The organism is Sphingomonas sp. Leaf4 (assembly GCF_920939515.1).
In the GTDB taxonomy this organism is placed as follows: Bacteria; Pseudomonadota; Alphaproteobacteria; order Sphingomonadales; family Sphingomonadaceae; genus Sphingomonas.
Window position 1 is genome coordinate 1 of sequence record NZ_CAKLBB010000002.1, and the last position, 14873, is coordinate 14873.

Sequence of the window (14873 nt, forward strand, 5' to 3'; positions counted from 1 at the left end):
CGGCAAGGTCGCCGACGACTGGCCCGCCAGTCGCTGGGGTGAGTTGATGCCGTGGAACTGGATGCCCCCGGCAGATCAGCCGACCGCGCAAGCCGCATAATCTGCGGCCTCCACGCCGCGCTTACGCAACGGTCGCATCGTGGAGTCTGCGCAATGCACTGACACCGACGTCGAATCCGAGTGCGCTGATGACCTGCTGATAGTGCTCGACCTCTACAAGCAGCGATGCGAACGGCTTTTCGAACAAATCTATGGGGAATACGTCGCCGTGTTCCTTGAAAAGACGTGCGAACTCAAACTCGCTTCGATTCACGCCGTCGAACATCAAGCGCATGTGGATTTCGAACGGCTCCACCCCTTCCGCTCGTATGTGAAGGCGGGCAAAGAAATTTCTGCCGTAATCGTTCCAGTTGTCATTGACTGGCAGCACCGCGACCACCGGTTCAGGGAGGTCGGCCACGTTGGCGAGTGTCTTCGCGATGTAAATGTCGACCGGGACGTTGGCCGGGATGACTTCGGGCATTCTGAAGACCTGTTGATGAAATTCGATGGAGCGGTTTGATCTGTTCGTGTTTCTAGGCGGGCCGGTCTCTTCTGCAAGGCGGCGCTACGCCGAAGTCAAAAGAAACCTGAGCCGACCTTTCCGAAGAATTCGGTGACAGCATCGGCGATCTCCTTTGCCTTCTCCGGGGTTCCCCCAAGCAAACCAGCCTTCAACGCGGGCGCGTCGCTCCTGAGTGCCCGCACTGAGTCGAGCCGTTCGACATGCGACATGCCCTCGCGTCGCCAGATGAATCGGCCGACCGGTGTCCAGAACCAACCCTTGTTGGCCTGATATTCGGGAAGACGGATCGCGGCGAATTCCATCGCGACCCAGAACTCGGCGGTATCCCAGGCCTCATCGGCCTCTTGCGAACCGATGGCCACGTCTCGTGCCTCGGTTGCGAAGATGGCGTGGAAATAATTGCTGTGCGGCGTTCGAGCCCGCTCAAAACCGTCGAGCACCTTCCACTCGACCGTTTCCAGTGCGAGCAAGGGGAGCTTCGACACCGCCAGATGCCGCTCCCCGTTCATTCGAGGCATCGGAAGATGCATCAGCGCAGCGAGGCGCGCGTCATCGCCGCGCATCACTGCTCCCGCCGCCGCCCAGTGAAAGCAGAGCGAGGCAGGAAGGAGGCGAAGTGAGATCAGGTATGTGAAGCCGGAAGTGTTGCCGCCTGGGTTCGCGACGGCCGCGATCGCGCGGAGAACGGCGCGGAAAGCCTCGGGGCCGCCCCACCGCGTTCCGATCAACACTAATCGACGCAGGGCCTCGGACCGCGCCACCAAGGTTGCGACGAGAGTGTTGATTGACTCGTTGGTCGGACGTTCTGTCGGATAGTCGGAGCCAGACAGGAAGCTCAGCACCTTATCAACCTCGACTGCCAGCAGATCCGCCCAGTCCGGCGCCGTCCGGTCCTCCCGGCAGACCTGCTTGCCCTGTGCGATGGTCATGGCGACAGACTGGGGATGGGGGCTGTCGGCCCGGATCGCGTCGAACTTCGATAGCGTGCGCGTGAAGAAGGTGTCCGCATCGGCGGCACGGACGACCCGGCCCTGGCGGTGCGCGATGATGTCGGCGCCGAGCGCCGTGGGGTCGCCCCGGCTCATCCAGTAGAAGGGGTAGCGCCGGCTCGCCGTCCGCATGATCGCGGCCTTGAGGGCAGTATCCCAGTCGCCCGACCAGCCGCACACCACCAGCCCGAACTCGTCCAGCACGCGGTCGAGGAGGGCGTTCATTTCCGAGGAATATGTCTCCAGCTCGTCATCGGTGTTCTTGATGCGGGCGTCCATATAGTCGCCGTGCAGCTTGATGATCGTGCACCGGGAATGGACGAGGGGCGTCGCGCCGACAATGGCGTCGTCGCTGGCGATCACGACCGGCTCGACGCCGACATCGCGGAGCGCCGCCTCGAGCAGGCGGTCAAAGTTCGTCGTCACGATGACGCGGATCGCGCCGGCGGCGACCAGCTTGGCGATCGCCTCGTGCGCCTTGGTCGGCCGGCGACCTTCCTCGCCCTCGACAGGCTCGATGTAACCCTGGATGACGGCGCGGCGCTCTGCGGGCGTCACCGCGACGGCGTCGAGGATCTCCGAATAGCTCGGCGCCCGATCGAACGTCGCCTGATACCAAGCCGGCCAGTCCGTCTGGTCCCCAGCGTCACGCGCTCGGCCGAGGCGCTTGATCAGATCGACCGTGATCTCCCAGCCGGTCGGGATGCCGGCGGCGCGCGAGATGCCGCTGCCCAGGAGGAGCGCCTGGACGCCGGGCGCATGATGCAGGGTGAGCGCGAGGGAATCGAGAGGGTCGAGTTCTATCATCCCTCCTCTATCGGTGGGGAAGAGCGGCTTTCCAAGAAGATGCCACCCTATTCCCGTCACCCGGTGCCGGCGATGTCGAACGCCGGCGTCGACATGAGCGTCGCGGCGTTGTTCGAGGCGACGGCGGCTTCGATCACCGACACCGCTTCGGTGGCGTCCAGCGCCTGCTCGAGCCGCGTCTCGGGCTTCCGGGTCGCTGGGCGGGCCTTCGAGCGGCGATGGATGACGGTCAGCGGCCCGAGCTGGCCGTTGAACGCGCGCGAGAGGTCGGTCTGCGTCGAGCTGCGCTGGCCGCTGACGGCGGAGAGGCCGGCAGCGTCCAGCGCCTCCTCGGCGGCCCGCCGGTCCTCGACATCCATGACGAGCGGCAGTGCCGCGGCGCCCTTGGAGCGGCGGTCGGACAGCTCGGCGAGCAGGCCGTCGACGGATGGCGGCGAGAGCGGATCGACCGAGACGCGGTGCGCGATGACGTGGCCCTCCGGCAGCAGAACGGCGGCGAGGAGCGCGGGCATCGCGTCGGCCGGCTGGTCCTTGACCGGCATGTGGAACCACATGCGGCCGATGACGATGCGGCGGGGTCCGGCGGCTGGCACGCGGCCGGCGGCGCGGGCCTTGCGCACATAGCTCCATACCGTCGGACGCGAGGGTGGTGCGACCTCCTCGACCGCGCAGAGGCGCTCGATCTCGATCGCGATCTCGGTGACGGACGCATCCGCCGGCGAGGCTTCGATGACCTGGTTCGAGATCTCGACCGCGCGGGGTGCGATGCCATAGCTGCGGGTGTTCGGTCCGCGTTTGCCGACCACGATCAGACGGGGGTCGCGGTGGTCTCGCCACACGCGGGCGAGGCGCTGGAACTGCAGATGGCTCAGGTCGATCGTCTTCGAGATGCGCTTGGCGTCGGCGGTGCCGGGGCTCGGCAGCGCCAGATACTCTTCGAGCGCTGTGATCCGGCGGCGGGCCTCGGGCACGCGCAGGGGGTCGATGCCCGTGAAGTCGAGCTCTTTCATTTTCCACCTCGTTATTGAATTTGCTTGGGACTGTTGGGAATTGGGGGGCGGTCGAGGTCGACCGCGCGCGGCATCCGTCGATGCCTGCGCCAGCTTTGCGGCGCGTCCTATTCGGGTGCGACGCGCATTTTCCTTTCACCAGAGCGGACTGCCGAAGGCGGGAACTTCGCTGACCTTCGATCAGACTTCGTCGGGATCGGTCGCGATCCCGCTTGTCATCAGGATGCAGTGAGCGAAGACTATGCGTCGAAGCTCGGGGGAGTCGTCATGCCGTCAATCACGCGCGCGATCGCCATCGCGAACAATGAGGTCGCCTATGTTGCCTGGGAGACCGACGGCACGGCCATTCCGGGCTGCCTTGGCTTCCATATCGTCCGCGAGCGGATCGGGGACGGCGGGGAGGTCGTCGAGGAGAGCCCGCTCGCGTCGTATGTGGCGTTCAAGGGGCAGCGTAATCCGGACTGGTTGGCGCAGAACACGACGGTGTGGCCGGTCCAGAAATTCAACTGGCGCGATCTGACGCTGCGCAAGCGCAGGAACAAGGCCGAGCGCCGTCCCGAGAACGAGCGGGTGCGCTATCGCATCAGAGCGGTCGGGCGGATGCGTGACGGTCTGGAGCCGGTCGAGGTCTTGCCGGAAAGCCACCGAGAGCGCGGAACGGGAAGGCTCGTCGAGCACGGCTACGAGGGGAAGCCGATACCGCTCGGCTATCTAACCGAGGCCGTGAAGACGAACGAGGTCGATGTGACCACGAGGCGGGGAGCGTTCACCAGCAGCTTCACGAACGGCATCCTGTCGACGCAGTTCCTGTCGCGCGTGCTGAGCGAGGACGGCAAGATCACGCCAGGTGAACTGGAGAAGCACCTCCGGAAGCCGAAGGACTGGCTGAGAGAGTATCTGGCCGGCGACGTGCTGCCGATCATCCATGATTTCTTCGCCCAGCCCGGCGGACGATTCCATGCCGCGCTCTACGAACTGGAGGATGAGGAGCTTCTCGACATCCTGAAGGACCATGCGTCACGTCTCGATCTGATCCTGTCGGACGCCGGCAGCGGAACCGACGAGGACGCCGAGCCGAATGAAAAGGGCAAGCGGCCGACAATTTACGATACGCGCAACGCGCACGCGCGCGCAGCGCTGCGCGAACTTGCGGATGCCCCCGGCAGCACCTTTTCCCTCCAGAACCGCCTTTTCAACGGCTCGGGCCACATCGGGCACAACAAATTCGTGGTGTATTCCGACGATGGCGGCACGCCGCGTTCGGTCCTCACCGGCTCGACGAACTGGACCTGGTCGGGCGTCGCCGGGCAGAGCAACAACTGCATCCGCATCGACGACGACGGTGTCGCGGGTGCCTTCTTCCAGTATTGGACGCGCCTCAAGCAGGATGCGCTGTCCGATCCCGTTCCGCTCTCGGCCAAGGCGACCGGCGCGGATCAGGGGGACGATCTGAAGGCTTCGAACCGCACGCCGGCCCGCGTGAGTTCGGATGACGCCTCCGTCGAGGTCTGGTTCTCACCGAACATGCCCGGGAAGAAGCAGCCGCCGTCGAAGACCGCCAAGCCGGCGCCGCCGCCGCCGGACATGGATCGGCTCTTCTCGCTGCTGAGGAAGACCGAGCGCGCTATCTTCTTCCTGGTTTTCATGCCGTCCCGTGGGGGCGTGAACTCGGTGGTGTCCGAGGCGATCGCACTAGGTCTGAAGGACACGGGCCTGAATGTCGTGGGTGCCATATCCGACACGCAGGCGATGTGGGGCTACGAGCCATCGCGGGAAGAGGGCGGCAGAAAGCTGCCCGCATGGTCTCCGCACGTTTTCCAGCAGGGTGGCGTGTCCGTCGTGAGGGCGACCGCGCTGACCGACAGGGAGATCGGTCGGGCCGTCGGAGACTTCCGCACCGACGAGACGCTGACGCTCGGCCGCGCCATCATCCACGACAAGGTGCTGGTCCTCGATCCGCACGATCCCGAGAAGTGCGTGGTGGCGTTCGGAAGCCACAACCTCGGCTACAAGGCCTCCTATTCGAACGACGAGAACCTCGTCATCGTCCGGGGCCATCAGGCGCTGGCGCAGGCCTATGCCGTCCATTGCCTCGACGTCTACGACCACTACCGCTTCCGGGCGGTCGAAGCCGAACTTGCCAGCAAGAAGAAGGGGAGGTCGGGCGGCGACACGCGGTGGGATGGCTTCCTCGACACGACCGACGCCTGGCAGACGAAGGCGTCGCACCGGCTATCGTCCTACTTCAGCGCCTAGGCACTTCGCGTCGCACGCGGTCCAGTCCCGGTCCGGCTGGGCGAACGCATCGTCGAAGGGAGGGACACGGCGGATGCTAGCGGCAAGCTGGGTGGCGTCGGCCTTCGACATGCCGCCGCCCAGCGTAACTGCGAAGCTGTTGCTGATGCGCGTGCGATACACCGATACCGAGCGGTTCCCGATCAGATCAGCCGGAACGAGTTTTGCGATGCTCTGCTGCAGCTTGGCGGCCGCCGAGGGCTGACTGGTCGGCACGGTTGCGAGGACCACGAACCATCGCTGGTCGGGAACGACAACGACGGGCGCGGTGGCGGCGACGACGTCATTCTGGGCGGCGGCCTGCGGCGTCTTGAGATACGCGCCCGGATCGCCGGTCTGCGCTGCCGCGTCGGCGGCGGCCACGCTGCTCTTCGCGACGGCGGCCACGGTCTTGGCGCTGGGAGCCGGAAGGGCCTTGCACAGTTAGTCGGCGCCGACGTCCTCCACCCGGCCGAGGTAGCTGCTGCAGACCTTCTTGAGGAAGCCGACCCGCTTGATCTCGTCCGGCGACACCGCCTGGAGCGGGGTGTCGGCAAGGAAGGTGTAGAGTTCGCGTCGTCGATTGCCGTCGTCGACCGACTTGTTGAGCAGGAACCCGGCAGCCGCGATGGCGAAGGTGCAGAGAGAGAAGACGATCTTGTTGATGAGGTCGGCAACCTCGTTGATGCTCTTTGGCCCGGTCAGACGAGATGACGCGGCCGGTGCCGAAGTCTCCGGCGTGGGGGAGGTCGCCGGTCGCGCCGGCTCATCACCGGGCGGCGGCGTGCTCATGCGATGAGCCTTGTCACCTCTTCCACGGTCTCGACGACGTGCTGATAGTGGCCGGCGACGGAAATCTCGGTGCCGGGACCGTTGATGGCGAGCGCCTCGCGCACCCGCGTGATCGATCCGACGTTGAGATGGACATGGACGCCCGAGCGGCTCGTCAGCTTGACGAGGCGGACCTGCCCGGCGAGGCGGTCGAGCAGATCGTCGACCGATTCCTTGGTGAAGACGTAGCCGCCGCCATCTTCGACCTTCACGGTGTCGGCGCCCTCGGTGGGCGTCGCCGGTCGGATGCGGAAGATGCTGCCTGCGGAGACGAGCAGCTTGCTGCCGTCGAGCCCGGTGAGTTCGAACATCGCGAAATTCCCCCCGTCGATCCGTATACATCAAGATGAACCGCGATGCGAGGAGTGGAGCGGTGACCGGTCGTTCAGAATTGCATCCTAATCGGGAAGGTTAGATCCACGAATCGAGACCGCGCGCATGTGTTCAACCTTCCAGACCTTCCACCCGAGGGGCGATCTCGATGCCGTTCTCCCCGGCCGCTCGCCCGGCGAGTCCTTCGTCGACGTCGGGGGGACGACCGATGTGATCGTGGCACCGCGCGGGTCGGGGCCAAGCTGGAAGCGGCTGCGGTTCGGTCTCGATGTGCGCGGAGGTGAACGTGGTCTGGTCGCCAACGCGCTGGTCGAGCAGCTGGAGAAGGTCGAGCGCTGGTGCATGATGGCCACGCAGCGCTGCGTGGTGCCGATCTACGGCTACCGTCCGAGGTCCGGTCAGGATTGGGTGAAGGTGCGCGGAGGCTGGGCCTTCGGCTTTCACGAGGATGATGGCGGCTTCGTCCTTGTGATCGATCGTGTGCAGGACGTTGCGGTCCCGCTGATGGCGGACTGGTCCGTCGCCCAGTCGTGGATCACTTCTAAGCAATGGGACACGGTGCCGATGCTGCGCCAAGTCGCCCGGCGCACTGCCTCCATGGAGCAACTGGACGTCGCCGCCACCTGAACCGCCTCGTTTGCACCCGGTCCGGGCCGTATAGCTGCATCGCGCATCGGGGCCTCATGCTCTCACGGGCGAAGGAGTGGCGATGGACGGGATGGACGACGACGTCGTGGAAAGCTTTGCGATCTTCCTGGAACCGGATTTCCCGCTCGATGAAGTTGAGGAGATCGGCTCGCGGTTGATGTCGCTTGGGTGCCTCGTGCCAGGGTTCGTCGCTCCACCTGTCGGGCTGCTCGACATCCGTGCTCTCACCTACGCCGAGCATGTCGATGGCCTGGAGACTGTGCTGATCGTGGACCGGAACCTGGCCTCCCGGATGGCGCAACTCGCCAACGAGGGGGCACCCCGGGTCTGGGATCTTCCGACCGAGGTCGCGATCAACCTCATGGCCTTCGCACAGACGATGAACCTCGACATCGAACCTGGGCTCGCCTTCCACGAACTGGCCCATCGTCAGGGCGATCTCGTCGCGCAGGACGAGTTGGGCTGGTTCCGGGCTGCTGACCGCGGCGCCGCCCGCAAATGGATCGACGTCGCCATGCGCCGGTCGGCGACCGTCGATCTCGGCGATGCCGGGCCGGTCGAACTGCACGAGCTGTCCAAGCCGCTCATGCGGTGGAACCGCAACTACATCGCGATGCTGAAGGTGGCACAGCTCGCCCTGGCCGGCGGAAACCCGCTCTCATCGCTGATGTCGCTGCTCGACTGGATGATCGACGACTTCATCCTGGCCGGACCGGCGGTCATGTATGCGGCCCGCCATTTCGGACCGCGGATCGCCAGCGCGAAGATGCTGAAGGACATTCGTGCCGCAGACCGGGACGAGGCGATCCTCGGCGTCCGCAACGCCGCATGGGACGTCACCTATCTGAGCGAGTTCGGCAGGCTCTCGACGCTGAGGGACGATACCAACCGGCAGTATGTCTTCGCGTCCGCGGACCGGGCGCTGGTCGACGTCGCTTCGACCATGTTCTGCGGTCCGGAGGCGACCGAGGACTTTCCCGCGCTCGTCGAGCAACTCGAGCGATGGTGGCCGGCGAAGGATGCGCGGCGCATCCGCGATCGATACTTCGAGTGCGTCGAGATCGTCGGCGCCGACCGCAATCGTGGTGCGGATCTGCCGGGAGATCCGATCGCCGACATGATCGAGGCGGGAGAGGGCATCATCCGGGATTGGCCGACATGGTCGGTCGGCTCCCACTAGGGCGGGTGGCTGGCCAGCAGGCCCCCCGTCGGTTGAGCAGGACCTAGCGGCGCTCGATACAGCCATTGAGATCCCCGCCGGGTCGATGCCCGTGACGATCAGTGAATCGACGTGTCCGAGGGGGTGGCGAGACAGAACCGCTTGGCACCTGGCTGAGCGCCATGGCACTAACGGGTATGGCTCCATTCTCCAGCTACTCGTTCGAGAAATTCACGCTCGATGACCTTCCGCTCCAGCGTGACACATGGATCATGGACGAGATTTACATCGGTGAATGGGAGGAGGTGTGGCTCAAGTCGATTGGTGGCGACGAGCATGCTTCACCTTATGAGGTGGGCTACATCACTCAAGTTCATATCGCCAAAGTGACTACTGCTGGCGCAGAGATAAGTTGGTATCCCAACACCCACGATCGCTTCCACGAAGTGAAGACCTTTCTGCCCAGGGAGGCGTTCGTGGCTGCGGCCCTTGCCTACGAATACGAAAAGCGCGTGAGCGTTTTTGTTAGAAGCGATTGGTTGCGAAAGCTACATCTTCAATCCAATTCCATCTTCGCGATGATTGACGCCGTGGACATGTCGAAGGCGATCAAGTCGGGCGCCATCTCGCATAGAAAGGTGAATGCACTCCGGGACCGGCTGGACGCGTTCGCGGGCCTTCATCCAGACATTTCGTTCATTTCGTTCGCTGACAGTCTCTTGCTCAAGACGAACTGGACGGCGGGCATGGTCCATACTGGCGTTACTTACGATTATCGCCCGGAGGCGCTGCTTTACCTGTTTCAGGAGCTGCAAGTGCTCTATCGGGATACGCTCGGTCTCGAAATATACGGTGTGTTCGCGCAGGGAGCGAACGAGTATTATGACGACCCGCTTCTCCATATTTCGGCTTCGAAGAACCATATTTCCCTGAACAGCTTGGGCCTGCCGTTCGCTCAGATACAGATCATCGAAAGCACGGCGCGATCGGAGATCCGCGCCGGAACGCACGGAAGGGCTGAAATATACATGGACGAGGACTTGTTTCACTCGCTCCAATTTGAAGACTACGACGTCAAGACGGGTTGGGCGAACGCCTCATATAAGCAGAAACTGACATCGGAACCCGGAAATTACTATTTTGGAGACTGCGCGGACTTCGTGAAGTGCTTCCGTAAGCCCTAACCTATCGCGTCAGGGATCGGAGGTAACCTACGCCGAGTGGCGTGAGGTGGAGTTCGTCTACATCCATCCCGATGAGACTGTTTCCATTGGGTGGGCCGATCACGCGGACATACTGCCGCTTCTGAAGTCCTTCGATGGCCTCCATAATCTCGTCTTCTGTCTTGTCCGCTATCACCGGCAATTCGATCGGCTGGCCGCGAGCAGCCGCCAACATCCGCATGATCGCGTTCTGCGTGTCGCTGATTGCCATGATCGGTCAGTCGGACAGGCTGGAAGTGGTGGCGGGGGAGACCGTGCGCGGCCACTGGAACACTAGCTTCTCGTTCGCGTCTCTGATTTCGACGCGATCGGCCAATCCCATCTCCACCACCTCGCGAGCGTGATCCTTCACCGGGTCGAGCGGATGGTCCTTCCACATTTCCACATCGCCTGTCGGACGGGCATTCTTAAATCGGATGATCTGGTAGTCCATTCGGGCCTCCTGAACCTCGCTTTCATATAGGATGCCGAGTGTCCGTTGCGACCGTGGACGATATCACCGCGAGCATATTGTTGAAGTCGTGCGCGATGCCGCTGGCGAGGTGGCCGACCGTGTCCATCTTCTGGCTCTGTCGAAGCATGTCCTCCAGTTCGCGCCGCGCGGCTTCGGCGCATTCGCGCTGCATCGCAGCCTCGGCGAAGGGCGGACGCCACCGGGGTGATGCGCCTGCGCAGCTCCGTCGCGGATGCCATCCGGGCAGGAAGAGGTCGCGGGCCTCTCCGGGGGTCTGCATCGGTCCGGCCCATTATGTGTGACATGGGGGATGCTGGCGCAGGTAGATGCGAGAGCCAGCGAACTCGCTATACCAAGGCACGCCCGAATTCAGGCGTCATTCGGCGTCCGCGGCTGGCGTTCGGGGCGTCGAGGTGAGGCCGGCGCCGGACGCAGGGGACAGCACGGCGGGATGTCATGGGCGCGCGGAAGCGGTCGCTGTCGGCGACCGTCGTCCGGTTCGAACCCGTCAGGCGGCTTTGCCGCCGTCGATGGTCCGCAGAAGGGTCTCGGCCGCCTCGCGCGCGGCGGCGGGCGTCACGCGGTAGGTGACCTCGCGGCCGTTCTTCTCGGCGGAGACCAGGTCCGCTTCCTTCAGGATCCGCAGGTGCACCGACATGAGGTTCTTCTCGATGCCGAGCGCCGCCGCGATCTCGCGTTGGAGCAGTCCCTGTTCGCCATGTTCGAGAAGGACCTCGAAGGCCCTCCAGCGTGTCTGCTGGCCGAGTGCGGTGAAGATCGGGAGGTTTGGTTGAGACATCCTTCAAACGTAATTGAACCTTGAACGGAAAGCTAGCACCTAGTCCCGATCGGGGACGAAAAAACAATTATTCATCGGTCGTTGAACTTTGAACGATTCTGGACTATATGGTCCGGAATGGCGCGGCAGAACCGACGGGGCCGCGGAAAACGGAGAGGACCAACCACCCGCCGGAACTGGAGACGTTCATGCTCATGACCGCCGACCTGAGGAAGACCAATCCCAACGTCACCGTTGAGGACCCCCTCGAACACGACCGCCCCGAGGACAGCGTCCTCATGATTTCGCGCCGCGCTCTCTGCCGCGTCGCATATGTCGCCGCAGAGACCGCGTCGCGCTTCGAGCGCGAGGGGATCGAGGTCGACCCGATGGCGTGGATGCTGACGCCGCGCGCGCTTTTCGACGGTGCGAGCGCGCTCGATGCCTGCGTCGCCCGCACCGACTTCACCCGCGCGATCCTTCTTCACGGCCTGTCCCTGGGGCTGGACGCGTCCCCCGATGCGATCGACGCCCTCGGCGGTGACGACGACGATGATTTCGATGCGGAAGCCGATTCCGATCTGGAAGGCGCCGATGACGACGACTTCCTGGTCGGCGGCGGCTATGCCGGTGCGCCGGCGTTTTCCGCGCTTCACCGCCACGAGCCGCGCCTCTTCTCCGCGACCGTCGACGTCGATCGCGGCGGGAGCATCCGCCACGGCTTTCACGCCTCGATGGCGCGGTCGATCGGCGAGTTCCGCGGCCGGGTGGCCTCGATCTTCGGCTACGACGCACTCCAGGATGCCGTGTGCAGCGAGGGGATCAACCCCAGCGTCCGCATGGTCGAGGGGCTGGTCGCGCCCGACCTGCTCGAGACGCTGGTGGCGGCAGAGCTGGGCCGCGTCGGTCGCGGCGTGGCGGTCACCGCCGAGCGCGTCGTGGAGCTGGATGCGTGAAGGCCGCCCCGGCCGATCGCTCGGCCGGGCTCGAATGGATGCGCATGCCGGAGGCGGAGACCCGCGTCCTGCACCGGCTGCGCGTCCGTGAGGGCGACACGGGTCTCGGTGATCCCGGTGGTTGGAACGTCGGCGTGGTCGTCGACGTCGAGACCACGGGCCTGTCCGCGACCGACGACGTCATCATCGAGCTCGCCATGCGGCGCTTCCGCTGGGACGATGCGGGTCTCCGAGAAGTGGGAGCGTGACCGGGTCGTCGACTGGCTGCGCTGGCAGCAGCCCCGCTTCCACGAGTTCCAGGAGTATCTGGACGAGCACGGCTCGCTCGAGTTGGAGCGGCTGGTCCTTGCCGGGATGCGAGACGCCGAGCGCGCCGCGAAGGCCAAGGGTATTACCAGCGCCGGCCGCCGTCCCCTCCGGTTCTGGAGGGGCGAGGCATGAGCGACGAAACCAACGAGGCCGGCGGTCGCGACGGCGCGATCGTGCCTGCGGTCGATCTGCCGATCGTCCTGCATGACGGGCCCCACGCCATGCCGTCGCAGCTGTCCAAGCCGCCCCGGGCCAGCGTCCCCATGATGGAGATCGCCTCCGGCTTCTCGACGCGCGCGGTGCCACTCGGTCTCGACGGCGGGTTCGAGCTTCGTGGCGGCGACCGCCTCGGGCCGAACGGGATCGCCTGCGATCTCGCGATGGACTGGCAGGCGCCCGGCTTGCTTGAGCGTCATCTCTTTTCCTCAATGTCCTTTGGGTCACAGGGCCAGGTTTTCACTATCGTCGCGAACGCTGGTGGGTCGGCGATGTTCTTGCTACGTTCAGCGCAGGAGCGTGCGATGGAAGCTGAAGAGCGACAGGATGATCCAGCGAGTGCGGAGGCGCCGCCGAAGGTCGTGAGCCAGGCGGATTTCGACGCTGCGCGGGGCCGATTGGACGCCTTCCTCGCCACCTGCGCCGACATCCACGACCATGGTCTTCAGCAGCGACTGTGGGACGAGGCGAAGCGCATCCACGAGGAGGACGAGGGTGCGTCGTCGGTGTTCCGCCTCCTGTCGTCCATGATGTCGATGCACGCGCAGCCGGAGAACGACGCCGAGCCGTTCCGCCCGATGTGGGAGATGCGCGAGACGCGATCGATGAAGCCGTCAGATCTCCACGGCGAGCAGAACGCGATCATCGGGGCCGTCGCGGCGGACATGCCCCACCCGATGCTCCGCGCCCGGCTGGGCGACGTCGCGTTCCACAACGACCGCCGGCAGGGCCGCGCCGCGCGCGCCGCGATGGAGGCCTATTGCCATCTGGCCCGGCGGCATGTCGCGGGCGAGATCGAACAGCAGTTCCCCGATCTCGACCGGACCATGCACGAGGCGCTCGAGATGATGACGCGCGCGTTGGCGCTCATGAGCAGGACCGAGAAGAAGGGGCAGGTCGCCGAGAGCGTCCGCGGCGCCTTCGACGTCTGCCATGCGGCCACGGTCGAACGGTCCGATCTGTTCGGCTTCGTCGAATTCTCCGAACTCGGCCTCGGCTACCGCTTGATCGAGCCTCCCGACGTGGCGCGGGTGGCCGAGCAGCTGGCCGTCGCGGCGCCGGTCGGCACCTATGCCGAGATGCTACGCCGCCTGTGGGCATTGGCCGCGCGGTGCCATGCGATGGCCGGGGATGAGCCCGAGGAGATGCGCTGCCTGATGGAGCGGGCGGAGGCGACGCTGCGCATGCGCGACGACTGCGGCCAGGCATCGGCCAAGGCGCACTGGACGATGGCGGCGATCGGCGAGATGCGCCAGGTCAGTGGCAGCGTCGACCGGGTCCGCGCTCTCCGCGACGAATTGCGTCAGTTGCAGGGTGCCGCCCAGGACGAGGTCGTCTCGCACAAGTGGTCGATGGATCTCGGCGAGATGCAGGCCGCCACTGCCGAGCTGTTCCAAGAGGCCCCCCTGGGCAAGGCCTTGGCGCTGCTGATCGAGATGGCCGCGCCGCCCAGCGAGGCCGAGCTTCGCAAGATCGTCCTGGAGCAGGCGAAGAAGCACCCGCTCGGCAATCTATTCGCCAGCGTCCACATGGATGGGCAGGGGCGGGAGGTCGCGCGCGTCGATGCGCTGAACCTCGACGCCGAGCCTGATGACGTCTGGTATCGCGCCGAGGCCGTGAAGCACATGGAGTTCGTCTTGGTCGAGCACGTCAACGGCCGCATCGAGCCGGCCCGCCGGACGCTGCTGACCCGCTTCGCCATCGCCGAGCGCCATGTCGCTCCGATCGTTGTCAACAGCCCCTTCATTCCCGCGGGCCGGGTCGAGATCATGGCCGTCGGCCTCGTTCGCATGATCCAGGGGGACTACCTCACCGCCTGCCACCTCCTGTATCCGCAGCTGGAAAACATCCTCCGGCACATCCTCGTCACCCACGGCGAGGATCCGTCGAAGATCGAGCCGGATCTGCTGCAGGGGGACCGGGCGCTCGGCGCGCTGCTCGATGTCGACCGGCCCCGGCTGACCGAGATCCTCGGTGAGGACGCGGTCCACCTGATCGACATCGTCTTCAACTTTCGTCCCGGCCCGTCGCTGCGGAACGAGCTCGCCCACGGCAAGCTCGGGTGGGGCGCGTTCCATTCGCCCTACGCGATCTACGGATGCTGGTTCATCCTGTGGCTCGTCGTGCTCCCGCTTCGGCGATACTGGAAGGACGAGGTCGCCCCTCTGATCGAGCAAGCGGTCTGATCCGACCGCTCGCGGGCGCTGATTTCGACAAGTGATTCGTTGTGGGACGTCGGCGCTGAAGATGGCGCTTGGCGGTCGGGCGACGATCGCCTAGAAATCGCGGGAGAGGCCGCTTTCCGGCCCGCCTGCCCTCAC

Annotated in this window: 18 protein-coding genes; 9 read left to right on the forward strand and 9 right to left on the reverse strand. The window is 65.1% G+C overall.

Annotation, left to right across the window (positions count from 1 at the left end; translation table 11 throughout):
• Positions 1–121: 121 nt before the first annotated feature.
• The 3 genes from LRA89_RS02420 to LRA89_RS02430 all read right to left on the reverse strand — a co-directional run bounded on the left by LRA89_RS02420 (position 122) and on the right by LRA89_RS02430 (position 3371).
• Complete coding sequence (locus LRA89_RS02420) at positions 122–523, reverse strand: hypothetical protein (protein ID WP_230768875.1); 402 nt, start codon at positions 521–523, stop codon at positions 122–124.
• Positions 524–618: 95 nt separating this feature from the next.
• Positions 619–2361: an SIR2 family protein gene (locus LRA89_RS02425; protein ID WP_230768876.1), complete on the reverse strand. Its 1743-nt coding sequence runs from the start codon at positions 2359–2361 to the stop codon at positions 619–621.
• Positions 2362–2417: 56 nt separating this feature from the next.
• Positions 2418–3371 carry a hypothetical protein gene (locus LRA89_RS02430; protein WP_230768877.1) on the reverse strand — a complete coding sequence of 318 codons (954 nt, stop codon included), beginning with the start codon at positions 3369–3371 and terminating at the stop codon, positions 2418–2420.
• A 228-nt stretch (positions 3372–3599) separates the two neighbouring features.
• On the opposite strand from LRA89_RS02430, the gene LRA89_RS02435 reads away from it, so the two are divergent.
• Entirely contained in the window at positions 3600–5627 is a 2028-nt protein-coding gene (locus tag LRA89_RS02435; RefSeq protein WP_230768878.1) for a hypothetical protein, read from the forward strand.
• On the opposite strand, the gene LRA89_RS02440 is transcribed toward LRA89_RS02435, so the two are convergent.
• Genes LRA89_RS02440 through LRA89_RS02450 form a run of 3 tightly spaced genes read right to left on the reverse strand, consistent with a single transcriptional unit; the run spans position 5604 to position 6787 of the window.
• Complete coding sequence (locus LRA89_RS02440) at positions 5604–6053, reverse strand: hypothetical protein (RefSeq protein ID WP_230768879.1); 450 nt, start codon at positions 6051–6053, stop codon at positions 5604–5606. The genes LRA89_RS02435 and LRA89_RS02440 overlap by 24 nt on opposite strands.
• A gap of 36 nt (positions 6054–6089) precedes the next feature.
• Entirely contained in the window at positions 6090–6437 is a 348-nt protein-coding gene (locus tag LRA89_RS02445; protein WP_230768880.1) for a hypothetical protein, read from the reverse strand.
• A complete protein-coding gene (locus LRA89_RS02450) occupies positions 6434–6787 on the reverse strand; it encodes a hypothetical protein (protein ID WP_230768881.1) in 354 nt (117 codons plus the stop codon). The genes LRA89_RS02445 and LRA89_RS02450 overlap by 4 nt, the downstream gene beginning before the upstream one ends.
• A 127-nt stretch (positions 6788–6914) precedes the next feature.
• On the opposite strand from LRA89_RS02450, the gene LRA89_RS02455 reads away from it, so the two are divergent.
• From LRA89_RS02455 to LRA89_RS02465, 3 genes are all read left to right on the forward strand, one after another.
• Entirely contained in the window at positions 6915–7436 is a 522-nt protein-coding gene (locus LRA89_RS02455) for a hypothetical protein (RefSeq protein ID WP_230768882.1), read from the forward strand.
• An 82-nt stretch (positions 7437–7518) separates the two neighbouring features.
• Positions 7519–8637 (forward strand): hypothetical protein, encoded by a 1119-nt coding sequence (locus LRA89_RS02460; protein WP_230768883.1) that lies wholly within the window; start codon positions 7519–7521, stop codon positions 8635–8637.
• Positions 8638–8798: 161 nt separating this feature from the next.
• Positions 8799–9800, forward strand: a complete 1002-nt coding sequence (locus LRA89_RS02465) for a hypothetical protein (protein ID WP_230768884.1) — start codon at positions 8799–8801, stop codon at positions 9798–9800.
• A 1-nt stretch (position 9801) separates the two neighbouring features.
• Here the strand turns inward: LRA89_RS02465 and LRA89_RS02470 are convergent, their stop codons facing one another.
• Together LRA89_RS02470 and LRA89_RS02475 are read right to left on the reverse strand one after the other, a co-directional pair.
• A complete protein-coding gene (locus LRA89_RS02470) occupies positions 9802–10050 on the reverse strand; it encodes a hypothetical protein (RefSeq protein ID WP_230768885.1) in 249 nt (82 codons plus the stop codon).
• Between the two features lie 6 nt (positions 10051–10056).
• Positions 10057–10272, reverse strand: coding sequence for a hypothetical protein (locus LRA89_RS02475; protein ID WP_230768886.1), 216 nt, complete (start codon positions 10270–10272; stop codon positions 10057–10059).
• Positions 10273–10360: 88 nt separating this feature from the next.
• Here LRA89_RS02475 and LRA89_RS02480 point away from each other — a divergent pair, with 88 nt between their 5' ends.
• Positions 10361–10501: a hypothetical protein gene (locus LRA89_RS02480; RefSeq protein WP_230769232.1), complete on the forward strand. Its 141-nt coding sequence runs from the start codon at positions 10361–10363 to the stop codon at positions 10499–10501.
• A gap of 300 nt (positions 10502–10801) precedes the next feature.
• On the opposite strand, the gene LRA89_RS02485 is transcribed toward LRA89_RS02480, so the two are convergent.
• Positions 10802–11092 carry an ArsR/SmtB family transcription factor gene (locus tag LRA89_RS02485; RefSeq protein WP_230768887.1) on the reverse strand — a complete coding sequence of 97 codons (291 nt, stop codon included), beginning with the start codon at positions 11090–11092 and terminating at the stop codon, positions 10802–10804.
• 194 nt (positions 11093–11286) lie between these two features.
• On the opposite strand from LRA89_RS02485, the gene LRA89_RS02490 reads away from it, so the two are divergent.
• From LRA89_RS02490 to LRA89_RS02505, 4 genes are read left to right on the forward strand one after another with little or no spacing between them, the layout of a single operon-like run.
• A complete protein-coding gene (locus LRA89_RS02490; protein ID WP_230768888.1) occupies positions 11287–12027 on the forward strand; it encodes a hypothetical protein in 741 nt (246 codons plus the stop codon).
• Complete coding sequence (locus LRA89_RS02495) at positions 12024–12275, forward strand: hypothetical protein (RefSeq protein ID WP_230768889.1); 252 nt, start codon at positions 12024–12026, stop codon at positions 12273–12275. Before LRA89_RS02490 ends, LRA89_RS02495 begins: the two co-directional genes overlap by 4 nt.
• A complete protein-coding gene (locus LRA89_RS02500; RefSeq protein ID WP_230768890.1) occupies positions 12247–12468 on the forward strand; it encodes a hypothetical protein in 222 nt (73 codons plus the stop codon). The genes LRA89_RS02495 and LRA89_RS02500 overlap by 29 nt, the downstream gene beginning before the upstream one ends.
• Positions 12465–14738 (forward strand): DUF4209 domain-containing protein, encoded by a 2274-nt coding sequence (locus LRA89_RS02505; protein ID WP_230768891.1) that lies wholly within the window; start codon positions 12465–12467, stop codon positions 14736–14738. The genes LRA89_RS02500 and LRA89_RS02505 overlap by 4 nt, the downstream gene beginning before the upstream one ends.
• Positions 14739–14873 lie beyond the last annotated feature (135 nt).

Bases quoted from the DNA above. Each gene is read 5' to 3' on its own strand.
- LRA89_RS02490 (WP_230768888.1), top strand. From the start codon at position 11,287: ATGACCGCCGACCTGAGGAAGACCAATCCCAACGTCACCGTTGAGGAC.
- LRA89_RS02505 (WP_230768891.1), top strand. From the start codon at position 12,465: ATGAGCGACGAAACCAACGAGGCCGGCGGTCGCGACGGCGCGATCGTG.
- LRA89_RS02470 (WP_230768885.1), bottom strand. From the start codon at position 10,050: ATGGCAATCAGCGACACGCAGAACGCGATCATGCGGATGTTGGCGGCT.
- LRA89_RS02425 (WP_230768876.1), bottom strand. From the start codon at position 2,361: ATGATAGAACTCGACCCTCTCGATTCCCTCGCGCTCACCCTGCATCAT.
- LRA89_RS02430 (WP_230768877.1), bottom strand. From the start codon at position 3,371: ATGAAAGAGCTCGACTTCACGGGCATCGACCCCCTGCGCGTGCCCGAG.
- LRA89_RS02460 (WP_230768883.1), top strand. From the start codon at position 7,519: ATGGACGGGATGGACGACGACGTCGTGGAAAGCTTTGCGATCTTCCTG.
- LRA89_RS02445 (WP_230768880.1), bottom strand. From the start codon at position 6,437: ATGAGCACGCCGCCGCCCGGTGATGAGCCGGCGCGACCGGCGACCTCC.
- LRA89_RS02485 (WP_230768887.1), bottom strand. From the start codon at position 11,092: ATGTCTCAACCAAACCTCCCGATCTTCACCGCACTCGGCCAGCAGACA.
- LRA89_RS02500 (WP_230768890.1), top strand. From the start codon at position 12,247: ATGCGGGTCTCCGAGAAGTGGGAGCGTGACCGGGTCGTCGACTGGCTG.
- LRA89_RS02475 (WP_230768886.1), bottom strand. From the start codon at position 10,272: ATGGACTACCAGATCATCCGATTTAAGAATGCCCGTCCGACAGGCGAT.
- LRA89_RS02420 (WP_230768875.1), bottom strand. From the start codon at position 523: ATGCCCGAAGTCATCCCGGCCAACGTCCCGGTCGACATTTACATCGCG.
- LRA89_RS02455 (WP_230768882.1), top strand. From the start codon at position 6,915: ATGTGTTCAACCTTCCAGACCTTCCACCCGAGGGGCGATCTCGATGCC.
- LRA89_RS02450 (WP_230768881.1), bottom strand. From the start codon at position 6,787: ATGTTCGAACTCACCGGGCTCGACGGCAGCAAGCTGCTCGTCTCCGCA.
- LRA89_RS02465 (WP_230768884.1), top strand. From the start codon at position 8,799: ATGGCACTAACGGGTATGGCTCCATTCTCCAGCTACTCGTTCGAGAAA.